Here is a 19,601-nt window from a genome sequence, read left to right as displayed (position 1 = left end):
CGGGGCGAGCCTGTGCCGCTCAGGTGCGCAGGCCGACCAGTCCCGAGATCTTGCCGGCCGCTTCCAGCAGCGGAGGCAGGAAGCGCTCGAGCATTTCCGCGGCACTGGTGCGGTTGGCCTGCCCGCTGATATTGAGGGCGGCGATGGTGTGGCCGGAGCGGTTGCGGATGGGTGCGGCCAGCGATACCAAGCCCTCTTCAAGCTCCTGGTCGTTCAGTGCCCACCCACGCGCGCCGATATCGGCGACAACGGCCTTGAGCGCGGCAGGATCGGTGACGGTGCGGCTCGTGTGCGCGCGCAGTTCGGTATTGCGCAGCACGTGGTCCAGTTCGTCATCGGCCAGGCCGGCCAGCAGCACGCGTCCCATGGACGTGCAATAGGCCGGCAGCCGGCTGCCGATCGACAGGTTGATGGTCATGATCTTGCGGGCCGGCACGCGCAGCACGTAGACGATCTCGGTGCCGTCGAGCACGGAGATCGAGCAGCTTTCATGGACCTGCTGCGAGAGCGTCTCCATGATCGGCTCGGCCAGGTTCCAGAACGGCATCGAGGTCAGGTAGGCGAAGCCGAGATCCAGGATCCTGGGCGTCAGGCGGAACAGCCGGCCTTCCGCCTGCACATAGCCAAGACCTACCAGTGTCAGCAGGATGCGGCGCGCGCCGGCGCGCGTCAGGCCGCTGGCCTGGGCGATTTCCGTCAGGGTCTGTGCCGGGTGTTCGGCGTTGAAGGCGCGGATCACGGACAGCCCGCGTGCAAAGGACTGCACATAGCTGTCGCTGGGCTTTTCGGGCGTGGTGGCGGAGGTGGCGGCGCTTTCCGCGGTAGGTCGGGGGTCGGCGGGACTGGCCATCTGTCAGGCACCGGCAGGGCCGGATGGGCACGCAAAGGCCGAAAGAGTAGAGGAAATACGGCGATTTCGCCAGTGCAGGCCGATGCACGCGCGGGCGGCGCCCCGTCCGGAGCGCCGCCGCCATGCTGTCTCCTGCACCGCTATGCCGTGGGCCGTGTCAGCGGAAGCTCTTCTGCAGCAGGACGAAAACGGCCATCGCCACGCACAGCGCCGCAAAGCCGTGCAGCATGTCCATGCCGGCCAGCAGCGTGGCTTGCCGGTCGATTTCAAGCGAGATTTTCGCCAGGCTGGACAGGGAAAGCGCGTCCGGCGTCTGCAGCGCGGGGGTGAAGCGCGTGACGTGCTCGACCAGGTGCGTCCGATGCGCGGCCAGGCCGTCCTGCATGAAGACGCTGGCCAGGCCCGTGCCGCTGGCCGAGGCGATCTGCTTGCAGACATTCTTGAACTGGTACGCGTGCGAGAAATCCTCGACCGGGAGGTCGAGATACGTCATCGACGCGACCTGGACCATCAGCAACACCGGTGTCAGCCCTTCGAGCAGCACCACCGGCACCAGCGCATAGTCCGGCGCGCCCGGCATCAGCTGGTAGGACAGCAGCATGGCCGCGCACGCATAGATGATGAAGCCGATGGCGATCACGCGGCGCTTGCGGAAGACCAGCGCCATGCCCAGCGTGATGATCACAGCGCCGATGGTGGAGATGGTGCCGCTCGTCGAGAGCAGCATGCAGGTGGAGCGGAAAGTCAGGCCCAGGCCGCTTTGCGTCAGCGTCGGCAGCAGGAACGCCCAGGCCGACGACAGCAGGTAATACAGCGCGTAGAACCCCAGCCCATACAGGTACTGGCGTCCGGCCAGGCGCGAAAAGTCGATCCATGGGTCCGGATGCCGGTACAGGCGCCAGCCGCTGAACGCGAACAGGCCCACGCCGAGCAGCGCGGCCAGCGGCATCTCCGGCGAGCTGAAGAAGCGGGTGTAGCGCATCTCCTGCAGCGTGTGCAGGAACACCAGCGCGCCCAGCGCCGCGGCGATGGCGGCCGGCCAGTCCAGCGTGGACACCGGCGGATGCGGATCGCGCGGCGCGCGCGTCGGGTAGGTGGCGATCACCGACAGCAGTACTGGCAGCGCGATCGCGGCCTGGAACAGGAACACCGCGCGCCAGCCGATATCGTCCAGGAAGATGCTGGTCAGCCAGGGGGTGATGGCCAGCATCGCAAACGAGCCGCCGCCAAAGCGAAGCATCAGCGGCGCGCGCTCGGCCGGCGTGGACACCAGTTGCACCAGGATGCGCGACGCCGCGAACAATCCGCCCGCGCCGAGGCCTTGCACGGCCTTGCCGGCGATCAGCCCGCCGGGGCTGGAGACTTCGGCGCACAGCAGCGAGCCGAGGATGAACACCAGCAGCGATGCGATGGTGAAGCGCTTGTACGTGGTCCGGCGCGCGATCTGGTCGAGCACCATGTTCATCAGCACCGCCGTGGCCGCATAGGCCGAGACGGCGTACAGGTAGTCTTCGGGCGCGGCGCCCACGCCGCCCTGGATGTGCTGGCTGGCGACGCCCATCATGAGCGTGGAAGAGAAGTCGATGCCGGTGACCAGCCCCAGCGTCAGCCCGAACAGCGACAGCCGCCAGTGGCCCATTTCCGGGTGGCTGGCGATCTGCATGCGAGGGCGTTGGGGGGCGGCGGCAGCCATGGTGACCTGGCCTTTGGCGTCAGGGGCGCCAGATACTGCGGAGACGGACGTTTGTTGCATCGCTAAAGCATAATGTTGCCTTCCGTCTGGAACTACAGCTTGTCAGGGAAACTTTGTCCGGTGAATGAAACAATCCAGTGGAATGATTGGGAGGCGTTCTGCTGCGTAGTCGAGCAGGGCACATTTACGGCAGCGGCGGAACAGCTCGATTGCCCGAAGTCGCGCGTATCGGCGGCCGTGGCGCGCCTGGAGACCGCCATCGGCGCCAAGCTGCTGGAGCGCACCACGCGCCGCATGCGGCTGACCGACGCCGGCAGCGCGGTCTATCGCGACGTGGCGCCGCTGTTCGCGCGCCTGCGCGAAATCCGCCAGGAAACGCTCGCGCGCGAAGAGCGCGTGCAGGGCGTGCTGCGCATTGCCACGCCTTACGAATTCGGCGCCCAGCAGCTGGGTGGCATCATCTGCCGCACGCTGGCGGCCCATCCGGCGCTGGACGTTTCAGTGGAGATCACGCAAGGCCTGGTCGATCCGATCCGCGACGGGTTTGACGTGGCGTTCGTGATCGTCGACGCCGACCTGCCGGATTCCGGCACGGTGGCGCGCCGCATCTACCACGTGGAGCGCGGGCTCTTTGCGGCGCCGGCCCTGGCGGCCAGCCTGCCGCCGCTGATGCGCCCCGAGGACCTGGCCAATCTGCCGACGCTGACCACCCCGGGCGATACCGTCTGGGAATTCCAGCGCGACGACGAGTGCTTCACGGTGCCGATCCGGCCGCGCATGCAGACCTTCAACGCGGAACTGCGGCTGCAGGGCGCGCTGGCGGGGCTGGGCATTGCCAAGTTGTCGGTGAACTACTGCGAGGCGGAAATGGCGCAGGGCAGGCTGGTGCGCGTGCTGCCCGAATTCCCGCTGCCGCCGCTGAGGGCGTTTGCGCTGCTGCCAGACCGGCGTCTGCAGCCGCGCAAGGTGCGGGCGTTCATGGAGGCGATCGAGTCGATGCTGGAGCCCGAACTGGGCCAGGACGCCATGGCCGGCCCGGTCTTCTGACCGGGCGGAGATGCGGGGGACTTTCCGTTCAGCGAGGGGCTCAGGCGCCGTCGGTGAAGGCGCTGCGGGCTTCATTGATCGCGCGGGCACCGTCCGTGTACGGGTCGCGCTTGCCGAGGTTGGCGCCATCGGTGAACGGATCCACCTTGCCCAGCTTCGCGCCGTCGGTGTACGGGTCGCGCTTGCCGTTGTGGGCGCCGTCCAGGAACGGGTCCACGTTGCCCACGCGGGCGACGCCGCCATCCAGGCGGGCCAGGTCCGAAACCGGCTCGGCGGCGTGTGCGCCGGCAGCGGCGGCCAGCGTCAGGCCGAGCGCGCAAAGAACCGAAGTGGCAAGGTTGCGGCGTTGTGCAAGGGTCTTCATGATCGTGTCCTTCTTTGTCAGGGTTTGTGGCGTCCGCCACGTTGACCTGTAATGTAGGACCTCGAAGACCGGGGAAAAAGGGTCAATCCTCGACACACTGTCCTGCTGCCTGAACAATGTCATCACGGCGTCATGAGGACGCCCTATGGGCGGCCTGGCTCAGTAGCGCATGCCGAACACGCCCACGCTCAGCCGGGCGATGATCATCAGCAGGATCTGCGCGACCAGGAACAGCACCAGTGGCGACATGTCGAAGCCGCCCAGGCGCGGCATGACGCGCTGGATCGGGCGCAGCAACGGCGCGGTGAGGTGGTTGATGGCCGGCGTCACGGGCGAATGCGGGTTCACCCACGACAGGATCGCCATCAGCAGCGTCACCCACATCACCAGGCTGATGCCCCACTTGAGCACATAGAGCAGCGCGGCCAGCAGCAGCATCGGCAGGAAGGCAAGCAGCTCGCCGCCGGTCAGCGTGGCGACCAGAAGCAGGAACGCCAACGCGGTAAGCCAGGCGCTGATGACCGTGGCCCAGTCGATGCCGCCCAGCCCGGGAATGACCCGTCGCAACGGCCGCACCAGCCAGTCAGTGACCTGAAAGACACCTTGCGAGACGGGGTTGCGCGTGGGCATGCGCGTGAACTGCATCCACACGCGCAGCAGCAGGGCCATGCCGAACAGGGTAAAGACGGTATCGAGCAGGAAGAGGGCGATTTCCGTGAACATCGGTCAGGTTTCCGTGGCGGAGGTAAAGGTGTCTGCAACCGCACAGATTCTGCCATAGCCGGATGCCCTGACGGCGCGGCTTCGCATCAGGCGTTGTGGCGGGACACTCCGTGACTTGCCCCTATAATTGCGTCGATCCGATTTCTGCCGCCGGCCGTCCCGTGCGCGAACGCGCGGTTATTCCGTCTTATCCGCCGTCTTATCCGCCGTCTTACCCGCCTATGCCCAGCAAGTCCGCCTCCCCGAAACCGTCGCCGCTCAACAAGCCGGACTTCGAGGCGCTTTCCGACTTCCGCTACCAGCTCCGGCGCTTTCTCCGCTTCTCGGAAGACGCGGCGCGCGATGAAGGCGTGACCGTGCAGCAGTACCTGCTGATGCTCCATATCCGCGGCAGCGCCGGCAAGGACTGGGCATCGATCGGCGAACTGGCCGAGCGCCTGCAGGCCAAGCAGCACGGCGTGGTGGCGCTGGTGAACCGCTGCGAGGCTGCAGGCCTTGTCAAGCGCAAGCTCAATAGCGAAGACCGTCGCGTGGTTCAGGTGCATCTGCTCGCGAAAGGCGAGCGCTGCCTGAACCGGTTGGCTGTCCTGCACCGGACCGAACTGGAATCGTTGCGCGGGGCCTTCCGCGTGGCGCGCATTACCGCATTCAACGACGACGAGGCCGAGCGCGACTGAAGCCGTCGTGCCGCGGCGGTTGGCCGTGCGGTTACAGCCAGTTACCAATCACAATTCGTGGTGACACCCGCCGGGCGCTGCTGGCCCTAGACTCGCGCGCATTCCCAACACGCGAATTCGCAGGAGTCGTTTCCATGTCCATCCCCTTTCGTTCGGTTGTGCTTGCGGTGCTTGGTGCCGGCGCGCTGGCCGGTTGCGTGACCGCGCCCTATGGTGGTTACGCGGGCGGTTATTCGGGAGGCTATGGTTCCTACGGCGGCAGCGCCGCCACACAGGCGGGCTATCCACAAGCGTCCTACCCGCAGGGTTCTTATCCGCAGACGTCTTACCCGCAACAGGGCTATCCGCAGGCAGGTTACCCGCAGCAGCAGGGCTATCCGCAACCGGGCTACCAGCAGGGCTATCCGGCCGACAATGGCTATGGCAACAACGGCGCCGAACAGTATGGTGTGCGTTATGGCTGGGTGGAGTCGATTGAAGTCGTGCAGGGGCAGGCAGCGTCCACGAGCGGCGCCGGCGCGGTGGTCGGCGGCGTCGTGGGCGGGCTGCTGGGGCACCAGGTTGGCGGCGGGCGCGGCAACACCGTGGCCACCATCGGCGGCGCGGTCGTCGGCGCGCTGGCCGGAAACGAAGTGGAAAAGCGCGGTAGCGCCGTGCCGCCGGCCTATCGGGTGCGGGTCAGGACCAATGACAATGGGTACCTGACGGTGACGCAGGCCAATCCTTACCAGCTTCGCAACGGGGACAGGGTGAAGGTCGAGAACGGCGTGGCGGTGCCGTATTGATGGCGGGCCAGGGACTGGGGCAGATGAGCGCACCCGGATTACTTGGTGGCTCCTCCTAACACCGCCATCGGTAGGATGCCTACGGCGGCGCTGCGCGCACTCAGTGAAAGCCGAGGGACGGGAAGAAACGGAAGCACCGGCATCTGTGTCGTTGATGTCGTCCCGCCTGCCAACTACTGAGCCGCGCAGCAGCCGTAGGCGATGATGCGATGGCGTTCGCAGTGTCGGGCCACGGACAGTTTCGGGGCTGGTTCAATCATTGTCGGAGAGCCTGCAGACGGACGCGCTCCACGCGGCAGGCAGCCGGGCAGACTCTGAAGCGAATACCCGTACGAAATTCTGCGCACGCTACGATCAATATTCGCCCGTTAGGGCAAGTAAACGCGTTTCTTGGTTACTTCTTGTCGCTTGGACAAGAAGTAACTCGCCGGCTACGCCGGCGAAACAGCCGCGCCTGCCAAGAACGACGAGCCAGTCATCGCCAAAAGCCCCTTCCGGCTACGCCGGCGAAACAGCGACGCGAGCCAAGAACGCCGCCCCGCAATTCGGCGACGAACCAGATTTAATCCCCGTCTCCAAACAACCCCGCATAGTCTTCCCTCAACTTCCGCTTGAGCAGCTTCCCGGCCGTATTGCGCGGCAAGTCCGCCACGAACACGACGCGCTTGGGCACCTTGAACGGTGCCAGCGCATGGCGCGCGTGGGCTACCAGGGCTTCCTCGCTGGCCGTGGCATCGCGCTTGAGCACCACGCACGCGGTCACGGCTTCCACCCACTTGGGATGGGACAGCGCGAACACCGCAACTTCGGCAACGGCGGGGTGGGTGTACAGGCATTCCTCGACTTCCCGGCTCGATACCAGCACGCCGCCCGAGTTGATCACGTCCTTGATGCGGTCCACGACATACAGGTAGCCCGCTTCATCCATATAGCCGAGATCCCCGGAATGGAACCAGCCGCCAGCAAAGGCTTCGGTGGTCTGCTCAGGCTTGTCCCAGTATTCGGTCAGCAGTTGCGGCGAGCGGTGCACGATCTCGCCGAGCGTGCCAGGCGAGACGTCGTTCATCTTCTCGTCGACGATACGCGTCTCCACATTGAGGACTGGCCGCCCTGCCGAGGCCGGCCGCGCGGCATGCTCCTCCGGGCCGAGCACCGTGGCGAGGGGACCGATCTCGCTCTGCCCATAGCAATTGTAGAAACGCAGCGCGGGCAGCTTCGCCTGCAGTTCCAGCAGCACCGGCACCGGCATGATCGACGCGCCGTAGTACGCCTTGGTCAGCGTACCCAGCCGCGCGGGCTCGAAGTCGACGTGGCGCAGCAAGGCGATCCACACCGTGGGCGGCGCAAAGAAGCTGGTGATCCCTTCTTCATGGATGGTGCGCAGGCAGAAGCCCGCCTCGGGGCTGTCGGCGATCAGCGTGGTGCCGCCGCACAGCAGCAGCGGCATCAGGAACACATGCATCTGCGCCGAATGGTAGAGCGGCAGCGCCGCCAGCGAATAGTCGCCGGCCCGCACGTCGCAAGCCGCGATGGTGCTCACGTACTCGGCCAGCAGCGCACGATGCGTGAGCACGGCGCCCTTGGGGGCCGACGTGGTCCCGGAGGTGTACAGGATCTGCGCTGGCATTTCCTCGGCGAGTTCGGACAGCACCGGTGCGGCCGGGCCGTGCGAGGCCGCCAGCAGGATGTCGCGCTCGCCGCCGCCATGCAGCGTGCCGCTCACGCGGCAAGGCAATCCTTGCACGCGCTCGGCGAGCGACGGATCGGCGAAGATCGCGCTCGCGCCCGACTGCGTGACGATGTACTCCGCCTCGGCCCGCGTCATCGAGAAATTCACTGGCACATGGATCAGGCCGGAACGCAGGCAGGCCAGCCACAGCAGCACGTAGGCGTCGGAGTTCTTGCCGAAGGCCGCGACGCGATCGCCGGGCCGCAGGCCCCACTGCGCCAGCGCGCCCGCCACGCGTGCGGCGGCGGCGTCGAGCTGCTGGTAAGTCAAGCTGCGTGCGCCGAAGCGGATGGCGGTCTTGGCGGGGTGGCGCCGCACGGCACGGGCCACGGCATCGGGGATGGTGTTGCGCAGGGCGCGCTGCTGCTCTGACTGCATGGTGGTCTCCGTCGTTTTGGTTTGGATCCAGCAAGTCTTGAAGCTCAGCAGCGCAGCATACGGTTGCGGCGCGCCCATGGCAAGGCAGGCCCCTCGGGCGAGGGGCCGGGATCGCTTACAGCGACTGGGCCAGGAAGGCCAGTGCGCGGCCGTGTGCCAGGGCCGCGCTGTGCTGGTGGTAGCTCGCGCGCGCCCAGCAGTTGAAGCCGTGGTCGGCGCCTTCGTAGACAAAGACTTCGGTGCCGCGCTTGCCGGCCACCGCGGCGCGCACGTTGGCGACCGCATCGGGCGTGATATGCGCGTCGAGCGCGCCATAGTGGAACTGCACCGGCACGTTCAGCGTGCTGGCTTCCTGCAGGTTGTTCTGGATGCCGCCGCCGTAGTACGGCACGGCGGCATTGACCAGGCCGCGCGCCGCGCTCAGATAGGCGAGCAGGCCGCCAAAGCAATAGCCCACCGCGGCTACCTTGCTGCCGGCACCGGCATGCGCGCGCAGCGCGCGTACGGTCGCGGCGATGTCCCGCACGGCGGCTTCGACATCCACCGACTTGCGCAAGTCCATGCCACGCTTCATGTCGTCGCCGGCATAGCCGAGTTCGACGCGCGGGGCATCGCGCCAGAACACGTCGGGGGCGAGTACGGTGTAGCCGTCGGCCGCATACTGGTCCGCCACGGCGCGGATATGTTCGTTGACGCCGAAGATCTCCTGCAGCAGCACGATGGCGGGGCCGTCAGGCTGCACGCCCGCGGGCGGGAGGCTCAGGTAGGCGTCGAAGCTGCCCGTGTCGGCGTCGACGCGGATCCACTTGCTGTCGGGAATGGCTGGCATGATGGCGGGTTCCAATTGGATTGAGGTGGGCAAACCGCAAGTTTGCCACCGCTCGCCGATTCATGCCGCGGCCGCGTCAGTATGCCGACGACTGCTGGTAGCGCGCTTTCCAGTTGTCGGTATAGGCCTTGACCACGGCCGCGTCGCCGCGGATCAGCATGCCGTTCTCGGCGTTGCGTTCCTGGGCCGACTTGGTGAAGTTGAACGAGCCGGTGAACACGGCCTGGTCGTCGAACACCATGACCTTGTTGTGCGCGATGGCGGGCTTGGTGTCGATGACGACCGGGATGCCCGCGTGCTTGAGGAACGTGGCGCTGGTATAGCGCTCGCTTACCTGGCTCTTGTCGAGGATCACGCGCACGTCCACGCCGCGCTTGTGCGCCTGCGCCACGGCCTCGGCGATCGGCTTGCTGGTGAAGGAATAGGCCTGGATCAGCAGCCGCTGGCGCGTGCCGCGGATGGCGTTGACGAGCAGGTCCTGGCAGCTTACGCCGTCCGGCACGAAGCACAGGGTGTAGCCGCTGCCCGAGGCAAACGGCCGGGCGTTGACGGGCCGTGCCGAAGCGTCCGGCCTTGCGTTCTGGCCAGGCGCGGCCGGCAGCTTCGCGATGGCCTCGTTGAAAGTATTGCTGAGGGAGTCGGTGATGCTGTCGAGTGCCGAAGTGGAGCGGGCCTGGGCCAGGCCGGTTGCGCAGGCGGCGAGCAGCAGGGCGGACAGGGCCGCGCGCTTGAATCGATGGTTCACGTTGCTATTCGGTTCGGGGACGGAGGCCCCGCATGCCACGCCGCGCGGCAATGCGGGCCCGCAGCGTAGCAGCCCGCTTCACACGGGACAAGCGGCCCGTGTGTAACAGTCCTTTTCGCCGCATGCGTCTACTGGGTTTTCGCCGTGGGCGTGCCTATGATGGATGGAACCGCGTCGGTGCCAGCCGGCCAAGGAGAAGGGATATGAGCGACCATACCTACAAGCTCGTCGAGATCGTCGGTTCGTCGGCCGACGGCTGCGACGCTGCCATCCGCAATGCCATCACCAAGGCCAGCGAGACCATCAAGCATATCGACTGGTTCGAGGTCGTCGAAACGCGCGGCCATATCGCGGACGGCAAGGTCGCGCATTTCCAGGTGACGCTGAAGATCGGCTTCCGCGTGAGCTGAGCGCGCCGCGGCGCACCCGTGCACGCTGGCAGGCCGCGCCGTTCAGGGCAGGCGAATTTCCTTCACGTCGAAGTGCGATTCGCCGATCAGCTCCTTGTCGTATTCGCCGAGCAGCTCGACCGTGGTATTGGCGTCGACAGGCTTTTGCGCGGGCCAGCGCGAGGCCTTGATCTTCACCTGCATCTGTCCCGTACCGTCCGCGAACACGTAGCGCTCGTGCCCGACATGGCTGACGATCTTGCCGCGCAGCACGGCATGCTGGTCGTCCTTGCCGCTTTGCTGCAGGGACTTGACGGTGGCGGCGGGGATCGCCGAAGGGCCGGTGTATTGGGCGTGGGCGGCAGCGGCTGCCATGGCAAAGGCGGTGGCGATCAGGATGCGTTTCATGGTGCTCGTCCTTGTATGTTCGAAGTTCTGGGGGCGACGGAAACGATGATGCGCCGGCATGGCTGAACCGACGCTGAACAGGCTGCCTTCCTCGCACTGCATCTGCGCGCACGCGACGTGTGAGTGATCGCCGGTCCGCCGGCGCGGGCTGCCAATGGAGGATCCATCATGCACGACGCGGCCTTCGTACACGCCCACGCCGCCAATGCCCGCTGGCAGGAAGCGCTGGGCGACTGCGGCTCGCAACTGGAAGCCCAGCTTGCCGTGCAGCAGGCGCAGCACGGCAATGCCGTCGCGCTGACGCTGGGCTGGTGCTACCTGAGCGATTACTATGCCCCGGCGGCCGAGCGCATTCTCGATGCGCTGCAGCGGGAGTGGCCTGGCGTCGCCTGGGTCGGAACCTCCGCGGTCGGGGTTTGCGCCTGCGGCGTCGAGTACATCGACGAGCCCGCCATGGTGCTGATGGCGGCGCCGCTGCCGCGTGACGCCTTCCGGCTGTTCTCGGGCCGCAAGCCGTTGCCGGCCGCCTCATCCGGCTTCACCCCCTATGCCGCGCTGGTGCATGCGGAAGCCTCGACGCCCGACCTGCAAGAACTGCTGCACGAACTGAGCGAACGCATCGCCACCGGCTATCTGTTCGGCGGCTTGTCGTCGGCACGCAACCGGACGCTGCAGATGGCCGACGGCATCTACTCGGGCGGCTTGTCGGGGGTCTTGTTCGGCCCGCGGGTCGGCCTGATCTCGCGCGTGACGCAGGGATGCCAGCCGATCGGGCCCGCGCGCACCGTGACACGCGTGGACCGCAACCTGCTGTTCACGCTGGACGACGAGCCGGCGCTCGATTGCGTCCTGAAGGACCTCGGGCTCGGGCGCGACGCGCCCCCGCAGGAGATGGCCGAGGCCTTGTCGGGAACGCTGGCCGGCCTGAGCGCGGGGGCGGACGACGCGCCCCGGCTGCCGGGCAGGTTCGGCGCCGAGACCATGGTGCGGCATCTGATGGGACTGGACGTGCAGCATCGCGTACTGGCGCTGGCAGACGTGGCCGAGCCCGGCATGCGTCTCGCCTTCTGCACCCAGAACCCTGGGGCGGCGCGCGCCGACCTGATGCGCATCGCCACGGAGATCCGCGCCGAGATCGAGAGCGGCACGGTCGGGCGGGTGCTGGGCGGTCTTTATATCAGCTGCTCCGGACGTGGCGGCCCGCATTTCGGCGGCCCGAGCGCCGAGCTGCTGCTGCTGCGCCGCGCGCTCGGCGAATTGCCACTGGCCGGGTTCTTTGCCAACGGCGAGATCGCGCGCGACCACCTGTACGGCTACACGGGCGTGCTGACGGTGTTCACCGGAGCGCCAGGGGCCTGAAGCGGCAAGCAGGACCGGTGGGCGGTCCGCGCAGTTATGATGCCGGCTGTACTGCGTGCCGCCGTGGCGGACACGCCACCCTCATCCCGCAGACCAGGTATCCACATTGCGCTTCCTGCACACCGCCGACTGGCATCTCGGCCGGCTCTTCCATGCCCGCAGCCTGATCGAAGACCAGGCGCATATCCTCGACCAGTTTGTCGAGCTGGTGCGCGACGAGCGCCCCGATGCCGTGCTGATCGCCGGCGACGTCTACGACCGGGCCGTGCCGCCACCGGAAGCGGTCGCGCTGCTGGACGACGTCCTGGCGCGGATCGTCCTGGATGCGGGCGTGCCCGTGGTGCTGATCGCTGGCAACCATGACAGCGCGCAGCGGCTGGAATTCGGTGCCAGGCTGATGCAATCGCAAGGCCTGCACGTGGCCGGCTGCACGTCCGCCACGCCCGCCAGCGTGGCGTTGCACGACGCGCACGGCGAGGTGCGCATCTATGCGCTGCCCTATGCCGAACCGGCCGTCGTGCGTGACGCGCTGGGCGCCGAACTGCCCACGCATGAAGCGGCGCTGCGCGCGCAATTGGACGCCATCCGTGCAACCCATCCGCCCGGCGTGCGCTCGGTAGTGGTGGGTCACGCCTTCGTCGTCGGCGGCGCGGTCAGCGAGTCGGAGCGGCCCTTGTCGGTCGGCGGCAGCGGCGCGGTGGCGGCGCAGGCGTTCGACGGCTTCGACCTGGTGGCACTGGGCCACCTGCACCGGCCGCAGACGATCGACGGGCGGGTGCACTATGCGGGTTCGCTGCTGAAGTATTCGCTGTCGGAGTGCAGCCACGAAAAGTCCGTGTCGATGATCGAGCTTGGCGCCGACGGCAGCGTGCATATCACGCCGATGCCGCTGCGGCCGCTGCGCGACCTGCGCATCGTGGAAGGCGAACTGGCGGCGCTGATCGCGGCTGCCGCAGGGGATGAGCAGTGCGATGACTATGTCTATGCGCGCTTGACCGACACCGGCGCGCTGCTGGACCCGATGGCAAAGCTGCGCCAGGTCTATCCCAACGCGCTCGCGGTCGAGCGCACCGTACTGTCCCGTGCCGGGGCCGCTGGCGATGCCGCGCGGCGGTTGCGCGAACAAAGTACCGGCGAGCTTTTTGCGAGCTTCTTCCGCGAAGTGGCCGATGCCGAACTCGATGATGGCCAGCGCGCCGCGCTGGAGCAGGTGCTGGCCGGCATGGCCGCCGCGCAGAGGGAGTCGGCATGAGGCCATTGCACCTGACGATGCAGGCCTTCGGACCGTTTTCCGGCACCGAGGCGATCGATTTCACGCAACTGGGCGAGCAGGCCTTCTTCCTGATCCACGGCCCGACCGGTGCCGGCAAGACCACGCTGCTCGACGCGATCTGCTTTGCGCTGTATGGCGACACCTCGGGCGGCGAGCGTTCCGCGCAGGCCATGCGCAGCGCCAATGCGGCGCCCGGGCTGCGCACGGAAGTCGTGCTCGAATTCGGCCTTGGCGCGCAGCGCTACCGCGTCGTGCGTTCGCCCGCGCAGGAGCGGCCGAAGCAGCGCGGCGAAGGCATGGTCACCGAGACCGCCAAGGCACAGCTCGATGCCTGGGAGGGCGAGGGCTGGGTCAGCAAGGCCGGGCAGCCAGCCAAGGTCAGCGATGCCATCCGTGAGTTGTTGGGGTTCGACAGCGCGCAGTTCCGCCAGGTCATCGTGCTGCCGCAGGGACGCTTCCGCGAATTGCTGACCGCCAGTTCGCAGGCGCGGCAAGGCATCCTGGAGCGCCTGTTCCGCACCGAGCTGTACCGGCGCGTGGAAGAGCTGCTGAAAAGCGAGGCGGCCGGCATCCGGCGCGACGCCGAGCGCATCGTCGACCAGCGCCAGGCGCTGCTGCGCCAGTTCGACATGGCGTCGACCGATGCACTGGCCGTCGGGATCGCGCAGCTCCAGCAGGCACTGCAAGACCTGCAGCAACAGGAGCAATCCGCACGCGTCGGCCACGCCGCCGCGCAAACGGCCTTGCAAGGCGCGGAGCAGGTAGCGGCACGGCTGCGCGAACGTGCCGACGCGCACGCAGCCCATGAGGCCTTGCTGGCCCGCAAGGCGGCGACCGACGAACAACGCATGCGGCTGCAAGCGGCACGACGTGCCACCCAGGCGTGGCCTGCCATCCAGCATCTGGAAACAATGGCACGCGAGCAGCAGGCCGCACAGGCAGCGGTGGAGCAGGCGGCCAGCGCGCTGCGGCAGCAGCAACTGGTGGCCGCGCAAGCGTCTGAGCGGCTGCAGGTCGAGCTTGGGCGCGGCGACGTGCGCGAGGCTGCTCAACGCCGCGTGATGGAGTTCGAGGCGCTGCTGCCCCGCGCGCGCCAGCTTGGCAACCTGCGCCAGTCGCTGGAGGCCGCCGAACGGCAGCAGGCCGATGCGGTTGGTGCGCGCGACCGGGCCGCACAAGCGCTGGCACAGAGGCAGGTGGAACTGGCCACTGCCGAAGCCGACCAGCGCCAGGCACAGGTGCTGGCCGCGCAGCTGCAGACCCTGGGCCTGCAGCTGCAAGCGGCCCAGGCGCGGGCGAAGCAGATCGCCCGATACCGGCAGACCGGACAGGCCGCGGCGAAGGCGCGCGAGGCACTGGCGCGCTGCGACGCGGCGGCTGCCCGTGCCACCACGCACCGTGACACGCTGCGCACGGCCCTGACGACGACGGAGTCCGCCTGGCGGGCCGGGCAGGCTGCGCGACTTGCCGCCGTGCTGGCGACGGGCGAGTCGTGTCCGGTCTGCGGCGGGACCGATCATCCGGCGCTCGCGCAGCACACCGCGGAACTGGTTTCGGACGATGCGCTCGAGCAGGCGCGTGGCGCCTCGCGCGAGGCCGATGATGCCGCGCTGCGTGCCGCCAACGCCCGGCACACCGCGCACGCAGAGGTGGAGCGGCTGGCCGCTCAGCTTGCGGAGGTCGCGACGGATCTCGGCGATGACGCGTTGCAAGCCGTGGCAGCCACGGCACAGGCATTGACGGAACAGACCGCCGCGCTGGAGCGGGAGCTTGCTGCCGCGCAGGCATCGTCTGACCGGCTGGCCCGGATGCCGGCGGTCATCGAAGAACGGCGGGCCGCGCTTGCGGCCGCGGACGATGCCCACCGCAAGGCGTGCGCCGCGATGGAATCCACGGGCCAGTCACTCGCGCAGTTGCAGGGGGAGTGGCGGGCGGCGTGCGCACAACTGCCCGAAGACGCGCGCGATCCCGAGGCGATCGAAGCTGCCCTGCGACAGGCCCGCGCCCGGTTCACCGCGCTTGGCGCCGCGCTGGAGGCGGCGCAAGACGCCGACAAGCAGGCCGGCGCGGCGCTGGCCCGGGCCGAAGCGGCCAGCCAGTCGGCACAGGCCGTGCTGGCCCGCGCGGGCGAGCGCCTGCTGGAAGCGCGAACCGCGGCGGACGCCATGCTGGCCGCGTCGGGCTTTGCCGACATGGCGGCCTTTGGCTCGGCCCGGCTGGACGCCGCGGCGATCGAGGCGCTGGACGATGCGGTACGCCTCTACGATGAAGCCCTTGCGGTGTCCACGCATGGCCTGTCGCGCGCCATCGCGGCGGCCGAGGGGTTGTCGGTGCCGGACCTGGATGGCGTGCGACAGGCCGCGTCGACGGCCGCCGCTGCGGTGGAAGGCATCGTCCGGCAGCAGGCCGACCGTGCGCGCATGCGCGACAACCTGCTGCAATGCCAAAGGCAGCTCGATGCCCTGGCCGCGGCCAACAGCGAGATCGAAGCGCGCTACGCCATCCTCGGACGGCTCGCGGAAGTCGCCAACGGGAACAACCCGCGCCGCATGACGTTCCAGCGCTTCGTACTGGCCACGCTGCTCGACGAGGTGCTGGAGGCCGCCTCCGTGCGCCTGCTGGCCATGAGCCGTGGCCGCTACACCTTGCAGCGCGTGCGCGAGCAGGCCGACCAGCGCTCGGCCGGCGGGCTCGACCTGGAGGTGTTCGACTACGACACCGGCGCGGCGCGGCCGGCCAATACGCTGTCAGGCGGCGAAGGGTTCCTGGCCTCGCTGTCGCTGGCGCTCGGGCTGGCCGATGTGGTCCAGTCGCGCGCGGGCGGCATCCAGCTCGATACGCTGTTCGTCGACGAGGGGTTTGGCACGCTCGATCCGGAAAGCCTGGACTTTGCCATCCGCACGCTGCTGGACTTGCAGCAGGCGGGACGGCTGGTGGGGATCATCTCGCATGTCGCGGAACTGCGCGAACGCATCGACGTGCGGCTGGAAGTCCGGCCTGGCACCGCGGGTAGCCGCGCGGTGCTGCAACTGCCCTGAGCGCGGCGCTTTTGAGGGGGTGTTCAGGGTTCAGGCCGCGAATACCTTCTGGCAGCGGATGGCCATGATTTGCGCCTCGAAGGCCCGGGCGGCCAGGCGCGGCAGCGGCAAGCGCGGGCGGGCGGGGGGTGCTTGCCGGGCGGGCTCGGAAGGAATATCCAGCATCCAGTCTTGCCGCGTGGTGCGCAGGATCCGGTCGAGTGCGGCCTGATGCTTGCTTGTCCGGGAAGGATTGGGGCTGGCGAAGGCGCGTGCCATGATTTCCGACTCCTCTTTCTGTTCTGGTCCGGCCACGTCGTGCCAGGCTGTTTCTGGTGCAGACTTGCCGTGGCGTGCCGGGTGGTCCGGTGGCGGTCGTCTTGTGGCTGGTCTTGATACAAGCATAGGCAGGCGCGGGCTGCCGCCGTATCGCTACCGGGCCGATTGTGGCGTCGGCTCAGTCCTACACAGGGGCGCGAGCCGCGGCGGAAGTCCCGCGGTGCAAGGCATGCCTGCATGCGCGGCCGATTACCGGACAAGCTCTTTGCCGTTGCCTTGACCCGTGTTTGGCGCGGGGTGTACTCTGTTCAGAGTGCGAATTCAAGTTCGTAATAAGAACAAATTCAAACACTTATTTCTGTTGGAACCCGTCATGGCTAGCGCGCCGTCCTCCGGTGCTTGCGCCAGACGCCCGTCCGGCAGGGATCGCCCGGAGACAGTTTTTGCGTGCCGCACATTGCGGCCGGTCCCGGCACCTGCCAGACCCTCATCCCGGACTGGAACGCAAGTGATCAACAAGATATTTGACTCGGTGGAAGCGGCAGTGGCCGGCATCCACGACGGCGCCACGATCCTGATCGGCGGCTTCGGCATGGCTGGCATGCCGGCGGAACTGATCGACGCGCTGATCGCGCAGGGCGCGCGCGATCTCACCATCGTCAACAACAACGCCGGCAACGGCGACACCGGCCTCGCCGCGCTGCTCAAGACCAAGCGCGTGCGCAAGATCATCTGCTCGTTCCCGCGCCAGACGGACTCCTATGTGTTCGATTCGCTGTACCACGCCGGCGAGATCGAGCTGGAACTGGTGCCGCAGGGCAACCTGGCCGAGCGCATCCGCGCCGCCGGCGCCGGCATCGGCGGGTTCTTCACGCGCACGGCCTACGGCACGCCGCTGGCCGAAGGCAAGGAAACCCGCATCATCGACGGCCAGGGCTATGTGTTCGAAAAGCCCATCCACGCCGACTTCGCCCTGATCAAGGCCGACAAGGCCGACCGCTGGGGCAACCTGACCTACCGCAAGACCGCTCGCAACTTCGGCCCGATCATGGCCATGGCTGCCAAGTGCCCCATCGTCCAGGTGAGCCACCTGGTGGAGCTGGGCGAACTGGATCCGGAGCACATCGTGACGCCGGGCCTGTTCGTCAAGCGCGTGGTGAAGGTCTGAGCGAGAAGGAGAGCGAACATGCAAAAACTGACCCGCGACCAGATGGCCGCCCGTGTGGCCAAGGACATTCCCGAAGGTGCCGTGGTGAACCTCGGCATCGGCCTGCCCACGCTGGTGGGCAACCACCTGCCGGCCGACAAGGAAATCCTGCTGCACAGTGAAAACGGCCTGCTCGGCATGGGCCCCGCGCCGGCGCCGGGCGAGGAAGACGGCGACCTGATCAATGCCGGCAAGCAGCCCGTGACGATCAAGGCCGGCGGCTCGTATTTCCATCATGCCGATTCGTTCGCCATGATGCGCGGCGGCCACCTCGACTTCTGCGTGCTGGGCGCGTTCCAGGTCTCCGAGAAGGGCGACCTCGCCAACTGGCACACCGGCGCACCGGGCGCCATCCCCGCCGTGGGCGGCGCGATGGACCTGGCCATCGGCGCCAAGCAGGTGTTCGTGATGATGGAGCACCTGACCAAGCAGGGCGAAAGCAAGATCGTGCCGCAGTGCACCTATCCGCTGACCGGCATCGGCTGCGTGACGCGCATCTACACTGATCTGGCCACCATCGACGTGACCGCCGACGGGCTGGTTGCGCGCGACCTGGTGGAGGGGCTGGGCTTCGACGAGCTGCAGCGCCTGACCGGCGTGACCCTGATCCAGGGCTGACCACTGACATCAAGACCGAGAGAGAGACATGAACGAAGCCTTTATCTGCGACGCCATCCGTACCCCCATCGGCCGCTACGGCGGCAGCCTGTCCGCCGTGCGTGCGGACGACCTGGGTGCGGTGCCCCTGAAGGCGCTGATGGCGCGCAACCCGAACCTGGACTGGTCCGCCATCGACGACGTGATCTACGGCAACGCCAACCAGGCCGGTGAAGACAACCGCAACGTGGCGCGCATGTCGGCGCTGCTGGCCGGCCTGCCGCAGGACGTGCCGGGCGCGACGCTGAACCGCCTGTGCGGTTCGGGCATGGACGCCACCGGTACTGCCGCGCGCGCCATCAAGGCTGGCGAAGCCACGCTGATGATCGCCGGCGGCGTGGAAAGCATGAGCCGCGCCCCGTTCGTGATGGGCAAGGCCACCAGCGCGTTCTCGCGCGATGCGCAGATCTTCGACACCACCATCGGCTGGCGCTTCATCAACCCGGCGATGCGCGCGGCGTATGGCGTCGATTCGATGCCCGAGACCGCCGAGAACGTGGCCACCGACTACAAGATCGGCCGTGAAGACCAGGACCTGATGGCGCTGCGCAGCCAGGAGCGCGCATCGCGCGCCCAGGCCGACGGCACGCTGGCGCAGGAAATCACGCCGGTCAGCATCGCGCAGAAGAAGGGCGATGCGATCGTCGTCGACCGCGACGAGCACCCGCGCGCCACCAGCATGGAAGCGCTGGCCAAGCTGCGCCCGATCGTGCGCGCGGACGGCACCATCACCGCCGGCAACGCCTCGGGCGTGAACGACGGCGCCTGCGCGATCCTGCTGGCGAGCGAAGCCGGCATCAAGCAACATGGCCTGACGCCGCGTGCGCGCATCGTCGGCATGGCAACTGCCGGCGTGGCGCCGCGCGTGATGGGCATCGGCCCGGCACCGGCTACGCAGAAGCTGATGAAGCAACTGGGCATGACGCTGGACCAGATCGACGTGATCGAACTGAACGAAGCGTTCGCCGCGCAAGGGCTGGCCGTGCTGCGTGAACTGGGCATCGCCGACGACGACAAGCGCGTCAACCCGAATGGCGGCGCGATCGCGCTGGGCCACCCGCTCGGCATGAGCGGCGCGCGCCTGGTGACCACCGCGATGTACCAGCTGCACCGCACCGGCGGCCGCTTCGCGCTGTGCACGATGTGCATCGGCGTGGGCCAGGGCATCGCCATGGTGATCGAACGCGTTTGA

At 67.8% G+C, this 19,601-nt stretch carries 19 protein-coding genes; 10 read left to right on the top strand and 9 right to left on the bottom strand.

What is annotated here, in order from left to right; all coding sequences use genetic code 11:
- Positions 1–19: 19 nt before the first annotated feature.
- Both AC3FKH_RS32815 and AC3FKH_RS32810 read right to left on the bottom strand, forming a co-directional pair.
- A complete protein-coding gene (locus AC3FKH_RS32815) occupies positions 20–850 on the bottom strand; it encodes an IclR family transcriptional regulator (RefSeq protein WP_488679765.1) in 831 nt (276 codons plus the stop codon).
- Positions 851–1,007: 157 nt separating this feature from the next.
- Positions 1,008–2,543, bottom strand: a complete 1,536-nt coding sequence (locus AC3FKH_RS32810; protein WP_488679764.1) for an MFS transporter — start codon at positions 2,541–2,543, stop codon at positions 1,008–1,010.
- Between the two features lie 120 nt (positions 2,544–2,663).
- Here AC3FKH_RS32810 and AC3FKH_RS32805 point away from each other — a divergent pair, with 120 nt between their 5' ends.
- Positions 2,664–3,590 (top strand): LysR family transcriptional regulator, encoded by a 927-nt coding sequence (locus AC3FKH_RS32805; protein WP_483733204.1) that lies wholly within the window; start codon positions 2,664–2,666, stop codon positions 3,588–3,590.
- A gap of 40 nt (positions 3,591–3,630) precedes the next feature.
- Here the strand turns inward: AC3FKH_RS32805 and AC3FKH_RS32800 are convergent, their stop codons facing one another.
- On the bottom strand, positions 3,631–3,954 hold the full coding sequence (locus AC3FKH_RS32800; protein WP_488679763.1) for a hypothetical protein: 324 nt from the start codon (positions 3,952–3,954) through the stop codon (positions 3,631–3,633).
- A gap of 159 nt (positions 3,955–4,113) precedes the next feature.
- A complete protein-coding gene (locus AC3FKH_RS32795) occupies positions 4,114–4,677 on the bottom strand; it encodes a YggT family protein (protein ID WP_483733202.1) in 564 nt (187 codons plus the stop codon).
- Positions 4,678–4,898: 221 nt separating this feature from the next.
- Between AC3FKH_RS32795 and AC3FKH_RS32790 the strand changes: the two genes are divergently transcribed.
- Both AC3FKH_RS32790 and AC3FKH_RS32785 read left to right on the top strand, forming a co-directional pair.
- Positions 4,899–5,354, top strand: coding sequence for a MarR family winged helix-turn-helix transcriptional regulator (locus AC3FKH_RS32790; RefSeq protein WP_488679762.1), 456 nt, complete (start codon positions 4,899–4,901; stop codon positions 5,352–5,354).
- A gap of 134 nt (positions 5,355–5,488) precedes the next feature.
- Positions 5,489–6,139: an outer membrane lipoprotein gene (locus tag AC3FKH_RS32785; protein ID WP_488679761.1), complete on the top strand. Its 651-nt coding sequence runs from the start codon at positions 5,489–5,491 to the stop codon at positions 6,137–6,139.
- 562 nt (positions 6,140–6,701) lie between these two features.
- On the opposite strand, the gene AC3FKH_RS32780 is transcribed toward AC3FKH_RS32785, so the two are convergent.
- The 3 genes from AC3FKH_RS32780 to AC3FKH_RS32770 form a co-directional block, all read right to left on the bottom strand.
- Positions 6,702–8,246 carry an acyl-CoA synthetase gene (locus AC3FKH_RS32780; RefSeq protein ID WP_488679760.1) on the bottom strand — a complete coding sequence of 515 codons (1,545 nt, stop codon included), beginning with the start codon at positions 8,244–8,246 and terminating at the stop codon, positions 6,702–6,704.
- 115 nt (positions 8,247–8,361) lie between these two features.
- Complete coding sequence (locus tag AC3FKH_RS32775) at positions 8,362–9,075, bottom strand: dienelactone hydrolase family protein (RefSeq protein WP_488679759.1); 714 nt, start codon at positions 9,073–9,075, stop codon at positions 8,362–8,364.
- Positions 9,076–9,151: 76 nt separating this feature from the next.
- Positions 9,152–9,820, bottom strand: a complete 669-nt coding sequence (locus AC3FKH_RS32770) for a phospholipase D family nuclease (protein WP_483712592.1) — start codon at positions 9,818–9,820, stop codon at positions 9,152–9,154.
- Between the two features lie 203 nt (positions 9,821–10,023).
- Here AC3FKH_RS32770 and AC3FKH_RS32765 point away from each other — a divergent pair, with 203 nt between their 5' ends.
- Positions 10,024–10,230: a dodecin gene (locus AC3FKH_RS32765; protein WP_483733197.1), complete on the top strand. Its 207-nt coding sequence runs from the start codon at positions 10,024–10,026 to the stop codon at positions 10,228–10,230.
- 42 nt (positions 10,231–10,272) lie between these two features.
- On the opposite strand, the gene AC3FKH_RS32760 is transcribed toward AC3FKH_RS32765, so the two are convergent.
- Positions 10,273–10,617, bottom strand: a complete 345-nt coding sequence (locus AC3FKH_RS32760; protein ID WP_488679758.1) for a YgiW/YdeI family stress tolerance OB fold protein — start codon at positions 10,615–10,617, stop codon at positions 10,273–10,275.
- Positions 10,618–10,785: 168 nt separating this feature from the next.
- Between AC3FKH_RS32760 and AC3FKH_RS32755 the strand changes: the two genes are divergently transcribed.
- The 3 genes from AC3FKH_RS32755 (at position 10,786) to AC3FKH_RS32745 (ending at position 16,287) form a co-directional block, all read left to right on the top strand.
- Complete coding sequence (locus AC3FKH_RS32755) at positions 10,786–11,976, top strand: FIST signal transduction protein (protein ID WP_488679757.1); 1,191 nt, start codon at positions 10,786–10,788, stop codon at positions 11,974–11,976.
- 106 nt (positions 11,977–12,082) lie between these two features.
- Entirely contained in the window at positions 12,083–13,228 is a 1,146-nt protein-coding gene (locus AC3FKH_RS32750; protein WP_488679756.1) for an exonuclease SbcCD subunit D, read from the top strand.
- Positions 13,225–16,287 carry an AAA family ATPase gene (locus AC3FKH_RS32745; protein ID WP_488679755.1) on the top strand — a complete coding sequence of 1,021 codons (3,063 nt, stop codon included), beginning with the start codon at positions 13,225–13,227 and terminating at the stop codon, positions 16,285–16,287. The genes AC3FKH_RS32750 and AC3FKH_RS32745 overlap by 4 nt, the downstream gene beginning before the upstream one ends.
- Positions 16,288–16,317: 30 nt before the next feature.
- Here AC3FKH_RS32745 and AC3FKH_RS32740 read toward each other — a convergent pair whose 3' ends face one another.
- Complete coding sequence (locus AC3FKH_RS32740) at positions 16,318–16,545, bottom strand: hypothetical protein (protein WP_488679754.1); 228 nt, start codon at positions 16,543–16,545, stop codon at positions 16,318–16,320.
- Between the two features lie 508 nt (positions 16,546–17,053).
- On the opposite strand from AC3FKH_RS32740, the gene AC3FKH_RS32735 reads away from it, so the two are divergent.
- Genes AC3FKH_RS32735 through pcaF form a run of 3 tightly spaced genes read left to right on the top strand, consistent with a single transcriptional unit; the run spans position 17,054 to position 19,601 of the window.
- Positions 17,054–17,713: a 3-oxoacid CoA-transferase subunit A gene (locus AC3FKH_RS32735; protein WP_488679753.1), complete on the top strand. Its 660-nt coding sequence runs from the start codon at positions 17,054–17,056 to the stop codon at positions 17,711–17,713.
- 18 nt (positions 17,714–17,731) lie between these two features.
- Positions 17,732–18,370 (top strand): 3-oxoacid CoA-transferase subunit B, encoded by a 639-nt coding sequence (locus tag AC3FKH_RS32730; RefSeq protein WP_488679752.1) that lies wholly within the window; start codon positions 17,732–17,734, stop codon positions 18,368–18,370.
- Positions 18,371–18,398: 28 nt separating this feature from the next.
- The gene (gene pcaF, locus AC3FKH_RS32725; protein ID WP_488679751.1) at positions 18,399–19,601 is read left to right on the top strand and encodes a 3-oxoadipyl-CoA thiolase; all 1,203 of its coding nucleotides are present in this window, start codon (positions 18,399–18,401) and stop codon (positions 19,599–19,601) included.

The organism is Cupriavidus sp. 21MJTG02-4, assembly GCF_057798975.1.
This window is presented reverse-complemented; position numbering and strand designations above follow the sequence as displayed.